Annotated in this window: 12 protein-coding genes; 7 read left to right on the top strand and 5 right to left on the bottom strand. The window is 62.6% G+C overall.

Translation table 11 applies throughout. The features are described from left to right. Positions 1–101: 101 nt before the first annotated feature. The gene (locus tag C3E77_RS03665) at positions 102–1319 is read left to right on the top strand and encodes a polysaccharide pyruvyl transferase family protein (RefSeq protein ID WP_108390390.1); all 1218 of its coding nucleotides are present in this window, start codon (positions 102–104) and stop codon (positions 1317–1319) included. A gap of 3 nt (positions 1320–1322) precedes the next feature. Here C3E77_RS03665 and C3E77_RS03660 read toward each other — a convergent pair whose 3' ends face one another. Further along, positions 1323–2114 carry a glycosyltransferase family 2 protein gene (locus tag C3E77_RS03660; RefSeq protein ID WP_108390389.1) on the bottom strand — a complete coding sequence of 264 codons (792 nt, stop codon included), beginning with the start codon at positions 2112–2114 and terminating at the stop codon, positions 1323–1325. A 322-nt stretch (positions 2115–2436) separates the two neighbouring features. Here C3E77_RS03660 and gmd point away from each other — a divergent pair, with 322 nt between their 5' ends. Both gmd and C3E77_RS03650 read left to right on the top strand, forming a co-directional pair. Then, the gene (gene gmd, locus C3E77_RS03655) at positions 2437–3468 is read left to right on the top strand and encodes a GDP-mannose 4,6-dehydratase (RefSeq protein ID WP_108390388.1); all 1032 of its coding nucleotides are present in this window, start codon (positions 2437–2439) and stop codon (positions 3466–3468) included. Further along, complete coding sequence (locus tag C3E77_RS03650) at positions 3468–4445, top strand: GDP-L-fucose synthase family protein (RefSeq protein ID WP_108390387.1); 978 nt, start codon at positions 3468–3470, stop codon at positions 4443–4445. The genes gmd and C3E77_RS03650 overlap by 1 nt, the downstream gene beginning before the upstream one ends. Positions 4446–4544: 99 nt before the next feature. Here the strand turns inward: C3E77_RS03650 and C3E77_RS03645 are convergent, their stop codons facing one another. Then, positions 4545–6530, bottom strand: a complete 1986-nt coding sequence (locus C3E77_RS03645; RefSeq protein ID WP_108390386.1) for a glycosyltransferase — start codon at positions 6528–6530, stop codon at positions 4545–4547. 189 nt (positions 6531–6719) lie between these two features. Here C3E77_RS03645 and glf point away from each other — a divergent pair, with 189 nt between their 5' ends. The 4 genes from glf (at position 6720) to C3E77_RS03625 (ending at position 11502) form a co-directional block, all read left to right on the top strand. After that, positions 6720–7880 (top strand): UDP-galactopyranose mutase, encoded by a 1161-nt coding sequence (gene glf, locus C3E77_RS03640; RefSeq protein WP_108390385.1) that lies wholly within the window; start codon positions 6720–6722, stop codon positions 7878–7880. Next, positions 7877–8731, top strand: coding sequence for an ABC transporter permease (locus C3E77_RS03635; RefSeq protein WP_108390384.1), 855 nt, complete (start codon positions 7877–7879; stop codon positions 8729–8731). Before glf ends, C3E77_RS03635 begins: the two co-directional genes overlap by 4 nt. Continuing rightward, positions 8715–9458 (top strand): ABC transporter ATP-binding protein, encoded by a 744-nt coding sequence (locus tag C3E77_RS03630; RefSeq protein ID WP_232528941.1) that lies wholly within the window; start codon positions 8715–8717, stop codon positions 9456–9458. Before C3E77_RS03635 ends, C3E77_RS03630 begins: the two co-directional genes overlap by 17 nt. A 73-nt stretch (positions 9459–9531) precedes the next feature. Then, entirely contained in the window at positions 9532–11502 is a 1971-nt protein-coding gene (locus tag C3E77_RS03625) for a DUF6541 family protein (protein WP_108390382.1), read from the top strand. 316 nt (positions 11503–11818) lie between these two features. Here C3E77_RS03625 and C3E77_RS03620 read toward each other — a convergent pair whose 3' ends face one another. From C3E77_RS03620 to C3E77_RS03610, 3 genes are all read right to left on the bottom strand, one after another. Continuing rightward, a complete protein-coding gene (locus C3E77_RS03620; RefSeq protein WP_162924902.1) occupies positions 11819–14635 on the bottom strand; it encodes a hypothetical protein in 2817 nt (938 codons plus the stop codon). A gap of 72 nt (positions 14636–14707) precedes the next feature. Continuing rightward, the gene (locus tag C3E77_RS03615; RefSeq protein WP_108390380.1) at positions 14708–15091 is read right to left on the bottom strand and encodes a DUF2304 domain-containing protein; all 384 of its coding nucleotides are present in this window, start codon (positions 15089–15091) and stop codon (positions 14708–14710) included. After that, a complete protein-coding gene (locus C3E77_RS03610; protein WP_108390379.1) occupies positions 15088–15822 on the bottom strand; it encodes a glycosyltransferase family 2 protein in 735 nt (244 codons plus the stop codon). Before C3E77_RS03610 ends, C3E77_RS03615 begins: the two co-directional genes overlap by 4 nt. Between the last annotated feature and the right edge of the window lie 10 nt (positions 15823–15832).

Below are 15832 nucleotides of genomic sequence, written 5' to 3'. Positions count from 1 at the left end.
CCGCCCGGCCGCTTCTTCCACGCTCAAGCCTGGACCACCTCTGCGCGGCGGCCCGTCCGTGTGCGGTAAATTGAAGGGTTCGCCCGCAACAGAGAGCACGAATGTCAGACACACTTATACCCGGTTGGCGTTCGCCTGCCGCCACACGCTGGGCTTCACTCGGAAAGCGAATTCGCGGCTGGAAAGAAAACAAGCGGCAGCGAGAGCAGATCTACCTCGTTGCGCCCGCCGGAATCCCCAACTTCGGCGATGAATTCATCGCTCGAGGCTGGCTCAACTTCCTGGCCAGTCAACGGCCACACGCCGATGTGTGGCTCGACTGCCCCGAACCGGGGCGAGCCGCATCAATGCTGCGTGATACCCACCCGCGTCTTCGCACCACGAACACCCTGTGGCAGATGGCATACCAGTCAACGTCGGATAGCGCCGAGGGGATCGGCGAAGATGCCCGGCGTCTGACCCGGGAACTTGGCTCACCCAAAGTCGATATTGGCCTCAGCCAGCTGAGGTCGATGTCGACCATCCACTTTCTCGGCGGCGGCTACTTGAACGATGTCTGGAAGCAGAACATCGGAATCGTCGCGAGCGCCCACGAAGCGAAGAAGCTGACGGGCCTGCGCGTGTATGCAACAGGCCAGGGTTTCCTGCCGCAGAGTGACGACTCAGCGGCATATCTCAAGCGGCTGATCAGCGATTTCGACTTCGTCGAGTCGCGCGATGACGCCGGCGCCTCGGTTCTCGGGATCACCCACGGTCTCGACGACGCCTTCCTCGGGCTCGCCGTGAACCCCCGCCAGGTCATGGACGAGGCGAATCTGCCTGAAATCATGATCCTCATCCAGTCAGACTTCCTCGAGGGATCCGATGAAGCGCACGTCACAGACGTGATCCGCGACTTCATTCGCTCGAGGCAGGACGAGGGGCTCCAGGGAATCGGGTTCGTCGAGGCAATGCCTCCACACGACAGGCATTTCTACGACATTTTGCGCGATGAGTTCCCTGACGCCCGTTACTTCTCATTCCAGGACATCTGGGAGCGGGGGCTGCCGGCCAACGACAACCAGACCTGGCTGACGTCGCGCTTCCACTTCCACCTTCTCGCCGCAGCGGCAGGAGCGAAGGGAACATGGCTGTCACTCGCGCCCGGGTACTACGACGTGAAGCACGGTTCACTCGCGACGCTCGGAACGGGCTGGTCCCAGGGATCGTTCGCTCCGGGCGACGAAGCGCCTGCACCATCGGTATCCGAGGCGTTCTCGGACGTCGCCAGGCGAAGCGCCCTGACTAAGCTGGCGCTGGCGCGACGCCTCTACCCGTGAGTATCAGTCCTTCGCAGCGATAGCCCGTGCCCGGGAGTTCAGCTTCCCGGCGGCAACAGCCGACGCCCAGCGCACCGGGCGCTGCCAGAGTCCGCTGATGGGCTGCAGCACGCGCGGAAGGTGCCGCCGCTTGACCGCTTCCGACTCCAGGCTTGAGTTGAGCCGATTCGCTACGGTCAGGGAGTCGGGGTGCCACCGGAATCCGGACACGCTCTGTCTCGTGCTCACGAATTTGCCGTAGCGCCGAAGCTTCAGGAAAGCGTCGAGATCCATCGCGTAACGAAGTTCCACATCAAAGCCGCCGATGGCCTGAAGCTCGTCCAGACGGATCATCGTTCCTGGATGCGGAATGAGGTCAGGCCCCCAGGCGAGCAGGAGCGGAGCCAGTTTGCCTGCGTTGCTCACTGCGATCGTCTTCCCACTGGCATCGATGTAGTCACATCCGCCGTACGCGAGAACCGCGTCAGGGTTCTGTTCGAGCAGGTCCATCAGCCGCCGGAGGCCACCCGGCCTGAACACGTCGTCGTCACCGATCCAGGCGTAGTACTTTTCATCGGTACGGGCCGCAAGCCCCCGGTTGATCGCTGCGGAAATGCCCTCGCGCGGGTCATCCACGATCAACGCGCCGAATTCCTCGCCTAGCGCCCTGGCGGCTGTTGCGTCCGGAGGAAGCACCATGGCGACGGTGAGTCCCACATCCTGCCCTTGGACGCGTGTCGACTCCAGGGTCTCACGCAGTGTGTCAAGCCGGTCCCCGAGAGTGGGGAGAACGACGAGTACCTTGGGGGATGCCATTGTTTCCTTTCAAGCCAAATAGTGAGCCGGACCAGTCAAACTGCTGCCGGCTCCGGGCCGCGCGCTCCCGTGAGAACGGAACTTGCGCAGTCGGCGCGCCATCAGACGGCGTCACACCGCTGCACTACCAGTATCCAACATGGCGGACGCCCCGCTGAGCGGCCACCCCAACGAGCCGGGTCTCTGCGCCCGAAGAGCCCGGCGGCGGGGCAACGCCATTTGTCCAAGCCCGCAGACCGGCATTACGGATAGGCTAGGCAGTTGAGAACCGGAAGATGCAGGGCGAATTGTTCAGCCCTGCCTGAACCCCGTGGGGGATTTTTTGACGAAACGTGCTCTTATCACTGGTATCACTGGCCAGGATGGGTCTTATTTGGCTGAGTTGCTCCTGTCGAAGGGGTATGAGGTGCACGGCCTGATTCGTCGGGCATCGACGTTTAACACGGCTCGGATTGATCACCTGTATGTGGATCCGCACGATCCTGAGGCAAAGCTGTTCCTGCACTACGGCGACCTGTCTGATGGCGCCAGGATGGTGACATTGCTGTCGGAGATCCAGCCGGATGAGGTGTACAACCTCGCGGCGCAGTCGCATGTACGTGTGTCGTTCGATGAGCCGGAGCACACGGCGGATACGACAGGGACGGGCACGGTTCGTTTGCTGGAGGCCGTGCGGTTGTCTGGCGTGCATTGCCGGTTCTATCAGGCGTCGAGTTCCGAGATGTTCGGCGCGACTCCTCCGCCGCAGAACGAGGAGACCCCGTTCTACCCGCGATCGCCGTATGGCGCGGCGAAGGTATACAGCTACTGGATCACGAAGAACTACCGGGAAGCGTATGACTTGTTCGCGGTGAACGGGATCCTCTTCAACCACGAGTCACCGCGTCGTGGCGAGACATTCGTCACGCGCAAGATCACGCGCGCTGTCGCGGCGATCGCCGCCGGGAAACAGGACCACGTCTATCTCGGCAACCTGGACTCGATTCGTGACTGGGGTTACGCCGCGGAATACGTTGAGGGCATGTGGCGGATGCTGCAGGCTGATGAGCCCGACGATTTCGTGCTGGCGACCGGTGGGAGTTTCACCGTCCGTGACTTCGTTGAGGCGTCGTTCAGCCGGGCCGGGTTGGACTGGGAGAAGCACGTCCGGTTCGACGAGCGGTACCTGCGCCCGACCGAGGTCGACGCGCTCGTCGGAGATGCGTCCAAGGCGAAAGACAAACTCGGGTGGACGCCGGAAGTCGACACAGCTGAGCTGGCCCGGATCATGGTCGACGCAGACATTGAAGCGCTTAAGCACGACGGGTCGCACTGGATCGACAGCCCGAAGCTGAGCAGCTGGGGAACGAAGTAATGCCTGCAGAGCAGGTCGATTACACGCCGGCTCCCCTGGACCGGGACGCGACGTTCTACGTTGCCGGGCATCGGGGGCTGGTCGGTTCCGCGATCTGGCGTTTGCTGGAGAAGGAAGGGTTCACCAACCTGGTCGGCCGGACATCCCGGGACCTGGATTTGAAGAACCGGGACCAGGTGTTCGCGTTCTTCGAGGAAACCAAACCGAAGTACGTGGTGCTGGCCGCGGCGAAGGTCGGCGGTATCCTCGCGAACGACACGTACCCGGTGGACTTCCTGAGCGAGAACATGCAAATCCAGGTCAACGTTCTCGATGCCGCAGTGAAGGCCGGGGTGGACCGGCTGCTGTTCCTCGGCTCAAGCTGTATTTACCCGAAACTCGCGCCGCAGCCGATCAAGGAAGAGTACATGCTCACCGGGCACCTTGAGCCCACGAACGACGCGTACGCGATCGCAAAGATCGCGGGAATCCTGCAGGTCCAGGCTGTGCGTCGGCAATACGGTTTGCCGTGGATCTCCGCGATGCCGACCAACCTGTACGGTCCGGGCGATAACTTCTCTCCCGAGGGTTCGCACGTGTTGCCCGCGCTGATCCGCCGCTACGACGAAGCAGCGAAGACCGGGGCAGCGACGGTCACGAACTGGGGCACGGGCACCCCGCGGCGGGAGTTCCTCCACGTCGATGACATGGCAGCGGCGTGCCTGCACCTGCTGGAACACTACGACGGACCCGAACAGGTCAACGTCGGCACCGGGACCGATGTCACCATCAAGGAGATCGCAGACACCATCGCGAAAGTCACCGGCTTCACCGGCACCACCGAGTGGGACACCAGCAAACCTGACGGCACCCCGCAGAAACTGCTCGACGTCACCAAACTCACCAACGCCGGCTGGACCGCACAGATCAGCCTCGAAGACGGCATGCGATCCACCGTCGACTGGTACCACCAGCACGCCGACACCCTCCGCACCTGATCACCAGTCCGGCTTCCTCTCGCCGGACAGCATCAATCAACAAAAATGCAGTGCGCCGAATCCGGCGCACTGCATTTTTCGTGGGAGGCTACCCGCGGATTACGACAGGCCGAGCGTCTTCTTCCATTCGGTCATCGAGACCATCTGCTTCTCCTGCGCGCGGTACGACCGAGCGAGGCGGGGCCAGCGGACGGCGAATTTGACGCTGTACCCGATGCTCCTGAGCAGCAGCTTCCGGAACAGGCGAGGGTCGCGCTTGTGCCAGATCGCACCGGATCCCTCGGCATTGGAGATGAGCACACTGTCGAAGGACGGAACCACCCACCATTTGGCGTCCTCGAACGCGATGTGCATTTCCGCGGTCTCCTGGTCGTGGCGGTTCGGACGGAAAAGCCCACGAAGAACGTACTTCGCTACCGTCGCACGCATGACCATCCTGGGCGGCGGGTTCCGCCGATAGTTGGGCAGACCGTTGTCCCACTCGTCGACCTCGGGCATATCCGCTTTCGAGCGGATGACCGAGCCGTCGCTGAACTGCGCGGCCAGCGCCCGCACCTTCGCCTGGCGCGTCGGCATGTCTGCGTGGATTCCGCGCGGCCCCTTGAGCACATTGGCGTAGGCCTCGTGTCGAGCGGACACAGCAAAATACTGCATCGACAGGAGCTGTCGTACGTCGGTCGCGAGGTTCGCGAGGGGCAGTCGCCCACCTCTGGGGTACTGCGAGCGCAGCAGGGCGGCGACAAGCCGGTTCCGCGCGTGGTAGAACGCCTGCCAGTCCTGCGAGTCGTCCTTGTCCACCCAGGAAACGTGCCAGACCGCTGCGCCGGGAAGAGACACCGTCCGGATACCGTGCTCGGCCGCGCGCAACGAGTACTCCGCGTCGTCCCATTTGATGAAAAACGGCTGTGAGACGCCGAGCTCTTTGATCACACTGACCGGGATGAGAGACATCCACCAGCCGTTGTATTCGGCGTCAACCCGTCGGTGCAGCCACTTCGTCTGACGAAGATTCGATTTGGTGAAATCGTGGCGGGAAGGCGTGACCGGGCCCCACATGAAGTTGCGGTCATCGATGCCCTCGGCAAAGGCGTGGAGCACGCTCTTCGCGTACATGTCGAACATGTGACCGCCGACGATCATCTGATCGGTCGCATAGTTCGCGAATGTGACAGCGCGCCGGATTCCCTCCGGCTCAATGGCGATGTCGTCGTCAAGGAGGAGGACGTAGTCCGACGTACCAGCCTGGACCGTCTCGATCATGCTTCGGGAGAACCCGCCGGATCCACCGAGGTTTGCCTGTTCGATGACATGGAGCTTGTCGCCGAGCGCCGCAACGGCTTCGCCGTATCCAGCGGCTTCCACAATCTTCTGGGTTCCCTGATCGACGACATAGACCGCGTCGAGAACTCCATCGACCGACGGGCTGTTGCCGATATCCGCCAGCAGTTGTGTGCAGTAATCAGCGCGGTTGAACGTGGTGATGCCAACACTCGCGGTGCCCGTGCGCGGAGCAGGCGAATCGGCCGACGCATACCAGCCCGCCTCAAGCACCCGGCAGTCCTCAGACTCCGCCATGATGTCGAACCAGTACCAGCCGCCGTCGCCGAACATCGCCATGCCGAGGTCGAAGGTGGTCGTCGCCCGCCCGGCAACGCGCTTCGACTCCACGCGCTGGGTGATGCCTCGCGCGTTGGAGCGATTCACGATCACGGTAGCGGGACCGTCGGTCTCCACTCGAAGCTGAACTCCCTCAATGGAGGTCCAGCGCGCCCAGTATGACGCGGGGAAAGCATTGAAGTATGTCCCGAACGACACCTCCTTACCGCGCGGAACGTCGAGCAGCGCTGTCGTGTCCGCGCCACCCTCCACCATACGGAGCGTGTTGACGCTGGTCAGTCTGATCGTCGCCTGACCGGTGTCTTCCCGCAGAAACCCGCGCTGGCTGTTCAGCTGATCGGCATCCTGGTACAGGGCGAACGATGTCCAGTTATCTGCGTCAAGATAGAGCGGCAAGACGTCCGGGTCGTGGGTTGTCGGAACGATTACTCGCTGCAACAAACCTTCCGAAGACATGGTTGTGCTCATACTGCTCCTTGCGTATACGGTGACGTCCGATCCTCGGCGCCGTCAAGAGGCCAGGCGGTCCGCCGACTCAGACCTGACAACCCTACCGGGGGCTTGGTTGAAGGCCAACTGAGTGCCTCTAAGGTTCGCGCCGAACCAGTCGGGTATGTTTAAGCAGTTCTATGTCGTCAGCGAGTTAGGTTGTGGTAAATGTCAGCGGACCTTCTGGTCGTCGGATCCGGGTTCTTCGGGCTCACCGTTGCCGAGCGTGTTGCCGAGGATCTGGGACTGAACGTCACGGTCATCGACCAGCGTTCCCACGTCGGTGGAAACGCGTACAGCGCTCCTGAGCCCGAGACCGGCATTGAGGTGCACCAGTACGGCGCACATCTCTTCCACACCTCGAACGAGCCGGTGTGGGAGTACGTCAACCGCTTCACCTCGTTCACGAATTACCAGCACCGCGTTTACAGCACGCACAAGGGTGAGGTCTACCCGCTTCCCATCAACCTGGGAACCATCAACCAGTTCTTCCGCGCGGCGTACAGCCCGTCAGAAGCGCGCGCGCTGATCGCGGAGCAGGCCAGGGAAGTATCGGCCTCCGGCGTCTCGAACCTTGAGGAAAAGGCGATCTCTCTCATCGGTCGCCCCCTTTACGAAGCCTTCATCCGGGACTACACAGCCAAACAGTGGCAAACCCCCGTTGACCAGCTCCCCGCTGACATCATCAGCCGGCTCCCGGTTCGCTACACCTACGACAACCGCTACTTCAACGACACGCACGAAGGCCTCCCCGTCGACGGGTACACGGCGTGGATCGAGCGGATGGCAGATCACCCGCGCATCAACGTCGTCCTTTCGACGGACTACTTTGACGAGTCACAGCCCTTCAACAAGAAGTCAACGGTCGGCCAGATTCCCATCGTGTACACCGGTCCTGTCGACCGGTACTTCGGTTACGAAGGCGGCGCGCTCAGCTGGCGCACCCTTGATTTCGAGCAGGAAGTCCTGAACACCGGCGACTACCAGGGCATTGCGGTGATGAACTACCCCGATTCGTCTGTGCCATACACACGCATCCACGAGTTCCGTCACTTCCACCCGGAGCGCGACTACTACCCCACCGACAAGACGGTCGTGGTTCGGGAGTTCTCCCGGTTCGCGACGCGGGACGACGAGCCGTATTACCCGGTCAACACCCCTGGTGACCGCCAGAGCCTTCTCGGTTACCGAGAAATGCAGGACGCCGAACCCGACAACGTGTGGTTCGGTGGGCGTCTCGGGACCTACCAGTACCTCGACATGCACATGGCCATCGGTTCGGCGCTCTCGCTCTACAGCAACAAAATTAAGCCGTATTTTCAGCGATGAGCATGCGTGACGGCTTCGTCCGGCCCGGACGAAGCGCGGGGCTTACCGACGTTGTCCGACGACGCTACCTCCTCTCTCTCCTGGTCAGGAAAGAGACCCGCGTTCGTTACCGGGGATCCGTTCTCGGGTGGCTGTGGTCGTACGTTCGACCGCTCACGCAGTTCATCGTCTTCTTCCTCGCACTCGGTATCTTCCTTCAGCAGAACCAGCGCATCGAGAACTATGCGATCTACCTGTTCAGCGGTCTCATCGTCATCAACTTCTTCAATGAGGCGTTCGGCAACGGAACCCGCTCCATCGTCGACAACGCACACCTGATCAAGAAGATCTACCTGCCCCGGGAACTCTTCCCGGTGTCGTCGAGTCTCGTCGCACTGGTGAACCTCGTGCCGCAAATTGTGGTCCTGCTGGTCGCCTGCCTGGTTGTGGGCTGGCGACCAACGCTGCTCGAGGTGGCGTGCGTTCTCTTCGGTCTCGTCATCGTGTTCACCTTTGCGATCGGCCTGAGTCTGCTTTTCGGCTCCGTCAATGTGCCGTTCCGGGATGCGCAGAACTTTGTCGAGCTCATCGCACTCGTCGCTACCTGGGCGTCGCCGGTTCTGTACGACTGGAGGCTCGCGCACGAGGTGCTTCCCGGCTGGTTGTCCGTGATCTACCAGCTGAACCCGCTCACCGCTGCTGTGCAGTTCTTCCACCTGGGCTTTTGGTACCCGACCAGCTCGCGGGAGGCGTCATTCCCCGATGATTTGCTTCTCTACGGACTGGTCGCACTCGGCATCTCGCTCGCGGTTCTTGCTCTCGGCCAACTCGTATTCCGACGTTTGGAGGGCCGTTTTGCCCAGGATCTCTGATACCGCAGTCAAGCCGCGGATCATCGTCGAGAACGCTCGAAAGACGTTCAAGCTTCGCCACACGCATTCGCTCAAGGAAACGTTCATTGCGCTGATCCGGAAGAAGACCACGACCTCCACGTTCGACGCGCTTCACGACGTCACACTCTCGATCAGCCCGGGCGAATCAGTTGCGCTGCTCGGCTTGAACGGGTCGGGCAAATCAACGCTGCTCAAGCTGATCTCGGGAGTACTGCAGCCCGACGGTGGCAAGGTACTCACCAGGGGCCGCGTGGCCGGACTGATCGAAGTCGGAGCGGGATTTCACCCCGACTTGTCCGGGCGGGAGAACGTCTACCTCAACGCCGCAATCCTGGGCATGGGCAAAGACGAGATCGACGCCAGGTTTGACGACATTGTCGAGTTCTCGGAAATCAGCGAGTTCATCGACACCGAGGTCAAGCACTACTCCTCAGGAATGTTCCTCCGCCTCGCCTTCTCCGTCGCGATCCACACCGAGGTCGACATCCTGCTCGTCGACGAGGTCCTGTCTGTTGGCGATGAGCCGTTTCAGCGGAAGTGTCTCGCGCGGATCAGGGAGCTTCACGACCAGGGCAAAACGCTCGTCGTGGTGAGCCATGACCTCAACATGGTGTCTGATCTCTGTGAGCGCGGTGTCCTCCTGAACAAGGGGCGCGTCGTGTTCGATGGGGACTCGCACTCGGCTGTCGAACTCATGCGCCGATGACCTTACGCCACGACGGGCTCACCCCCGCGCCTCAGAAGACAACCACAGGAGAGATTAAATAGTGTCCGCCTGGATGGCCCTGATCCCCTCGATTCTCATCGGTATCGCCGTTCTCACGGTGCCCGGGTGGTCGATCGCACGGCTTGCGGGCGCGCGGGGCTTCCTCGCGGCGGCAGGGGGCGTGCCGGTGAGCGTCGGGATCGTTGCTGTCGCCGCGATCCTTGCACCGCTGGCGCAGATCCCGTGGTCGATCTGGCCCGTCGTGGCCCTCTGGGCTGTGCTCGCCATCATCGTTGGCGCCACGCGCCTCGTGCTGCGGCGCCGTGCTCCGAAGGCGCCCCGGGAATCGAATGCCGGGGGCCGAACGCTCCTCCATGGCGTGCTTGGCGTTGCAATCGGTGGTGTCCTCACCGCCATGACGATCGCTCAGGCGGTGGGAAGTCCAGACAACTTCTCCCTGCGCTTCGACAACGTCTTCCACCTCAACGCCGTGCGGTACGCTCTCGACACGTCCAACGCTTCGTCGTTCTCGATCGGAGGGGTGACGTCTGCGGGAAGCCCTCCCGCCTTCTACCCGGCGGGCTGGCACGACCTGGCAACGCTCATTGCACAGCTGGGCGGTGGGACGATCCCCCAGAGCGTGAACGCGCTCAACGTCGCAATCGCGGTCGCGGCATGGGTGGGCGGAGCGGTTCTCCTTGGGCAGTTGCTCACGCGGCACACCCTGGCCGGCTCGATCACCGGCGCGATCGCCGCAAGTGCATTTCCCGCGTTCCCGATCCTGATGCTCGAATGGGGCGTCCTCTACTCGAACTACCTGGCTTTCGCGCTGCTGCCGACGATGGTGGCTCTTCTCGTCCTGCTCCTGAAGGTCCGCGGCGTGTACCCGCTGGCGACCCAGCCCCTCGCCGGCGTACTCCTTGTCGCCGGACTGCCTGGGCTCGCCCTCGCACATCCCAGCGGAGCAATCACTCTCGGCCTCTTCTTCGCCGTGACCTTCGTCCTGCAGGTCGCCAGCTGGCTCCTCTCCCGCCCATCCGGGAGTCACTCCCCTCGCGGGACGGCTGTCGGTGTGGCGTCAATCGTCGCCGTACTCATCGTCACGGTCGCAGTGTGGCTGAAAGCACGGCCGTCGCTTGACGTAGCGCCGTGGCACAAGGTTCAGTCGACCGGCCAGGCGATCGGCGAGGTGCTCACCAACTCGCCGATGCAACGTCCTTTCTCGTTGCTCGTCAGCGTGGCCGTGATCCTCGGCCTCTTCATCCTTATCAAGCGCAGGGAATACGCCTTCCCGCTCATGGCCGCCGCCACCACAGTGCTCTTCGTGGCAAGTTCGGCCTTCGCGGACGGGGCGTTGCGCGAGTTCATAGCCGGTCCGTACTACCAGGACAGCTATCGGCTGGCATCGCTCACGGCGGTGACAGCCCTGCCCCTGGCCATAGTCGGAGCGCTGGCGGCCTTTGAACGCCTCGTGCACATCCTGAGCCGGGCGGTCCGCGGGCGCACGGGAGACGCCGGGGAGACACCCGGTTGGCTGAAGCCGGTCGCGGCGCTCACCGCGGCGCTCATCGCGATTATCGGTACCCAGTTCGGCGGCATGCAGCGCACGGCGCTTGAAGCACGCCCGGCGTACGAAATCACGGACGCTTCGGAGCTCGTGGACTCTGACGAGTACGAGCTCATGATGAAACTGCCTGACCTCGTGCCCGAAGACGCCATCCTCCTCGTCAACCCGGGCACCGGCGCAGCGTACGCGTATGCGTTGACAGGGATCCCCGTGACCGCGACCCACATGTTCTACGAATCCAGCGATGCGGAAAAGGCACTGCGGAAGAGGCTGAACAGGGCTGCGACGAACCCGGCGGTAACAGGACAGGTTTGTGAGGCTGTCGACGAACTCGGCGGTGACGTGTACGTCCTCGACTTCGATGACCCCGCTGATCTGCCCGAATTCTCCGGGCTCGAAGATCTCGACTCGCCCGTTGTCGAGGTTGTGGAACAGGTCGGCGACGACCGGCTCCTCCGCATCAGCCTCTGCGGTTAGGCGCCAGCCGTCAGCGCTGACAGTTCTTACGCGGCATCCGGGTCGCACGCAGGCGTTCGCTTCTCCATACGCGGCACGCACCGCTTGCTGCCCGGGCCGCCCAGCCTGCCCGGCCTGCCGTCCACACGGTGACGCCAGCCCGAAGCGACGATCAATTCGACGGGTGTCCGCACCCCGCAGACGCGCGACCGAGCGGAACATTCCTACCTGTGCGCCCGTCACGGCGTAAAGGAAAGCGCGGGCCTGAAACTTCAGGCCCGCGCTTTCGTCCCTCAGGGCTGGATACGTCCTCTGAGATCCCGGTTCTCGGCGAGCGTCAGCTCAGCGCCTGAACGGTCCTCTGGTCAACCGTGAGTACAGTTCCGGCCCGCTCGCCAGCACCAAGCAGTCGGAGTTTGCCGCCCTCGGTGACGTAGACGGCGGCGTTATTCGCGCTCTTGACATACACCTTGCCCGACCCGACCTGGGTGCCTGCGAGATTCAGCCTCGAGCACGCCGTCGCGTCGACATCCGTGACCGCGAACCCGCTGCTATCGCCCGATGCGACGAGCGACAGGGCTCCTCCGGCTGCGAAGTACAGTTTCCCGCCGCACCGCACAAAGAGCGACAGGTCAGTCGAACTCCGCGGGTACCCGGACATCTGCGCCGTTGTGACGGCAGAGTACCGCTCGGGAAGTCCGAACTCGCTGGCGAAACTCCAGTGCGGAAGCCGCACCTTCTGCTTCAAACCGTTGATGAAGTAGACGACGTTGTCCCCGCTCGCCTGCACGAACGACGCGGGAGTCACAACGGGCGCGGCTTCAGTGAACGACGCGAGGGTCTTCTTCTGGATCGTGAGCACGGTCGGCCAGGAGCCCCCGTTGAGCGCCGTCAATGCCTCGGCCGACGCAACGTGGCGCCGAGTGCCCTCGGTCAGCAGGAAGACATCCCCGGTGCCGGCACCCTGCACGAACACAGGCCCCTTGACAGCGCCGGAGAGAGAAAGCCGCTGGCACGTGGACGGATCGAGGGTCGTCACGGGGAAGCCGCCCGCATCGCCGTTGACGACCTTCGTCAGCTTGCCACCGTTCGCAAAGTAGAGCTCGCCGTTGCACTTGGCGAACATCGACAGATCATCGCCCTTGGCGTATCCAGCCAGGTCCGACGTCTTCACGTCGATCAATTTCTGCGCGAATCCGAATTCGCCGGCAACCTCCCAGCTCGGCAAACGATAACGCTTGTCTGGCCCGTCGATCAGGTATACGACCGAGTCGCCTGCGGCCTGCACAAACGAACCGACAGGAAGGAACGGCGTAGTCACGCTGAACTTGGAGAACGCACCGGCTGTCAGCGACAGGACTGTCGGCCAGGCACCGTTATTCGCCGCCATGAGCGCGTCAACCGTCGTCACCCAGCGCAGTTTGCCCCCGGTCATGAGGTAGACGTCTGGGGACGAACCCGAGCGCACGAACACGGGACCGGCAACTGATCCGGACGTCGGGAGGGCCTGGCACGACGTATCGGTGAGCGTGGTTGTCGGGAATCCGGCCGCGTCACCGTTGACGACCTGGGTCTTCTTGCCCCCGTTGACCAGGTAGAGCGCTGTCCCGCACTTGACGAACAGGGAGAGCTCCTCACCTGTCTGGTACGCGTTGAGCGTCGTGGTGGACGTCGACGAGTAGGTTGCAGGAAGGCCAAACTCTGTTGCGAACTCCCAATGCGGAAGACGGTGTTTCACGGTTGTGCCATCAACGAAGTACACCACCGAACCCGCATCCTTCACGAGGGTGGACGGGCCGAGGAGCGGGCGGGTCTGCGTGTACCTGGCGGCAACCGAGTCCCGCAGAACCGCTGCGAATGGAGATGTTCCGCCGTTGAAGGCCCTCGCCGCGTCTGGCGAGTCCATGGTCATCAGACTTGAGCCACTGATCTTGTACAGCGTGTCGCTGCCGGGACGCTTGGCGAACTCAGTCATCGCGGGGCCTCGCGTGAGCGACTGGATCTGGCCCAGGGACAGGTCGATGTTCTGACCGCAGTAATAGCCCCACATGGCAACCAGCTCACAACTGCCGAAGTGGTGCAGTTTTCCGCTCTGAAGCAGGAGGACCTCACCGGTGGCCGGGTTGCGCACGAGTGCTGTCGCAACCGGGCCTGGTGTGAGCGCGTTGACCACGGAGTCCGCGACGATCTTCCGGTCACCAAGGGCGCCACGGTACTCAAGGTAGTCGCCATAATCGGCGATGTGATGCTTCGTGCTGCCCACGACGAGGAACACGTCGCCCTGGGTTTGCCCCTGCACCAGCGATGGCATCTGGCCCTGCGTGCTGCCGAACCAATCGGTGAAGTAGTTATAGAAGTTGCGGTTACCGTACGCAGAGCACGTCTTGTCTGGTGAAGCGCCATAACCCGCTGCCAGAGCGGAGGCGTTCGGCTGGTACGGCGTGTAGTAGTAGAGCGCCGCCGTCGCTTTGTTTTCTACGACAACGTTGGATGACCCGCAGGAGGCGGTCGGCGAGTACCTGATCGGTGCTGACTTGCCGATGGGGAACCACGTGAAGTAGTTGCTGGTTCCCGGGGGGTTGCCGTAACGCTTGAGCTGCCAGCTCCCCATGTAGACCTGGTTGTAGAAGCCGAAGTACTTCGAGTCGCAGGCGGCCGTGTCGGGGCAGGCGTATCCCATCGATGCCGTCCACGCCCAGCTTCCCGGTGCGCTGTCGGCAACAAGCGCCTGTTCTTTTTGCAGCATCACAATAATTACCTGGGGGTTGATCCCGCAGGAATCGGCGACTTTCTTGATGATACGGGCCGCTGATTCGTTGGCTGCTCCTGCGTATCCACGGCACATGGCATCCGCCGCACGGTCGTATGTCGACTGCGTGAAGTCCTTGAGGCAGGTTTTGCCCGTGTCGCACCGGGACACCTTGCTGTTCAGGAAGCTCTGGATCTGCGCCTCTGACATGGTGCCCGAGTTAAAAAACACCTCGTCGCTGATGATGTTTCCGGGTCGGAACTTCGACAGATCCGCTGCGCTGGCAGAGTCGGACCCCCCGCCGGGCATAACGGCGGGTGCTACAACGAGCGTTGCACCCACGACGACGGCGGTTGCGACCGCTGCGACGCGACGCCACAACGATGTGAAAGTTCCTTGGACCATATGGCCATGCTAGAGGAACCTGAGAACATGCTGCGCGCATGTCGACACCCTGTTCGGGTGTCGTGGATCCCGTCAGTCGGCGATCCACTCCTCAGCTTCAGGGGGCAGCCGACGTTCCAGCTCTGCGATGCGAAGGTCCTGAAGCACGACACGCTCGGTCAGAGAACGTGTATGAGCCTCAACCTGCGTGAGCTCCGCCGCATGCTGCAGACACACAAGAACGACGATCCCGATGCTCAGGAAGAAGACGAGGTTGATCGGCAGCGTGATGCCGACGAGGCGTGATGCGATGGTGAGAAGGTCGGGAAAAATACTGATGATAAGGGCGAAGATCGTACCGATGAGCCACCACACCGCGTGCCGTTCACGGATGCGCCGGCGGCGGAGCATTTCGACGACAAGCAGGAACGCGACAAGCGCAGAGGCGATACCGAAGATGTAGCTGGCGAGGGTCACGCAACCGCTCCTTCCTGTAAGGAGTGCGGAGGCCTGACCAGAGCAAAGCTGAGTGCGATCAGGGCCCGACCGAGGTAAAGAGCGGACTTCACCGGGTTGTGTGAGGGGGTGCCGCCCTGGCGTTCTCTCATCCCGACGGGTTCCTGCACGATCACACACCCGGAGCGGGCCGCGATGACGAGCGCCTCGATGGTGTCGCCGAGGTATTCGGCCGGGAAATGCTCTGCAAAGAGAGCGACGGCGCGGGGCCCGGCGGCTTTGAACCCACTCGTGGTGTCGGTCAGTCGCGTCTTCGCCGTCGCGCTCAGGGTCTTCGCGAGGAACGCCATGGCGAGCTTGCGGAGACCTCGGACCGTGTACTCGCCTTCTCCGGCGAATCTGGCACCGATCACCAGGTCGGCCGACGCAAGCTTCGACACGAGCACCGGTACGAATGAGGGGTCGTGCTGTCCGTCCGAGTCGAGCTGAACCACGTTCGAGAAGCCATTTTCGATCGCGTACTTGAATCCAACGCGCATGGCGCCACCCACCCCGAGGTTGTAGGGGAGAGTCGCGACTTTTGCCCCGGCCCTGCGTGCACGGGCCGTCGTGTCATCGCTCGAACCGTCATCCACCACGAGGCAAGCCACGCCGGGCAGCACCCGACGCACTTCGGCGATGACGTCGGCGATCACTTCCGATTCGTTGAATGCCGGCATGACGATGAGAGTTGAATCGAGGCCGGTGCGCATGGGCCAATCT

The organism is Mycetocola zhujimingii (assembly GCF_003065425.1).
Lineage (GTDB): Bacteria > Actinomycetota > Actinomycetes > Actinomycetales > Microbacteriaceae > Mycetocola_A > Mycetocola_A zhujimingii.
Note: the sequence above shows the minus strand (reverse complement) of the source record. Positions and strands in the feature narration are given on the sequence as shown.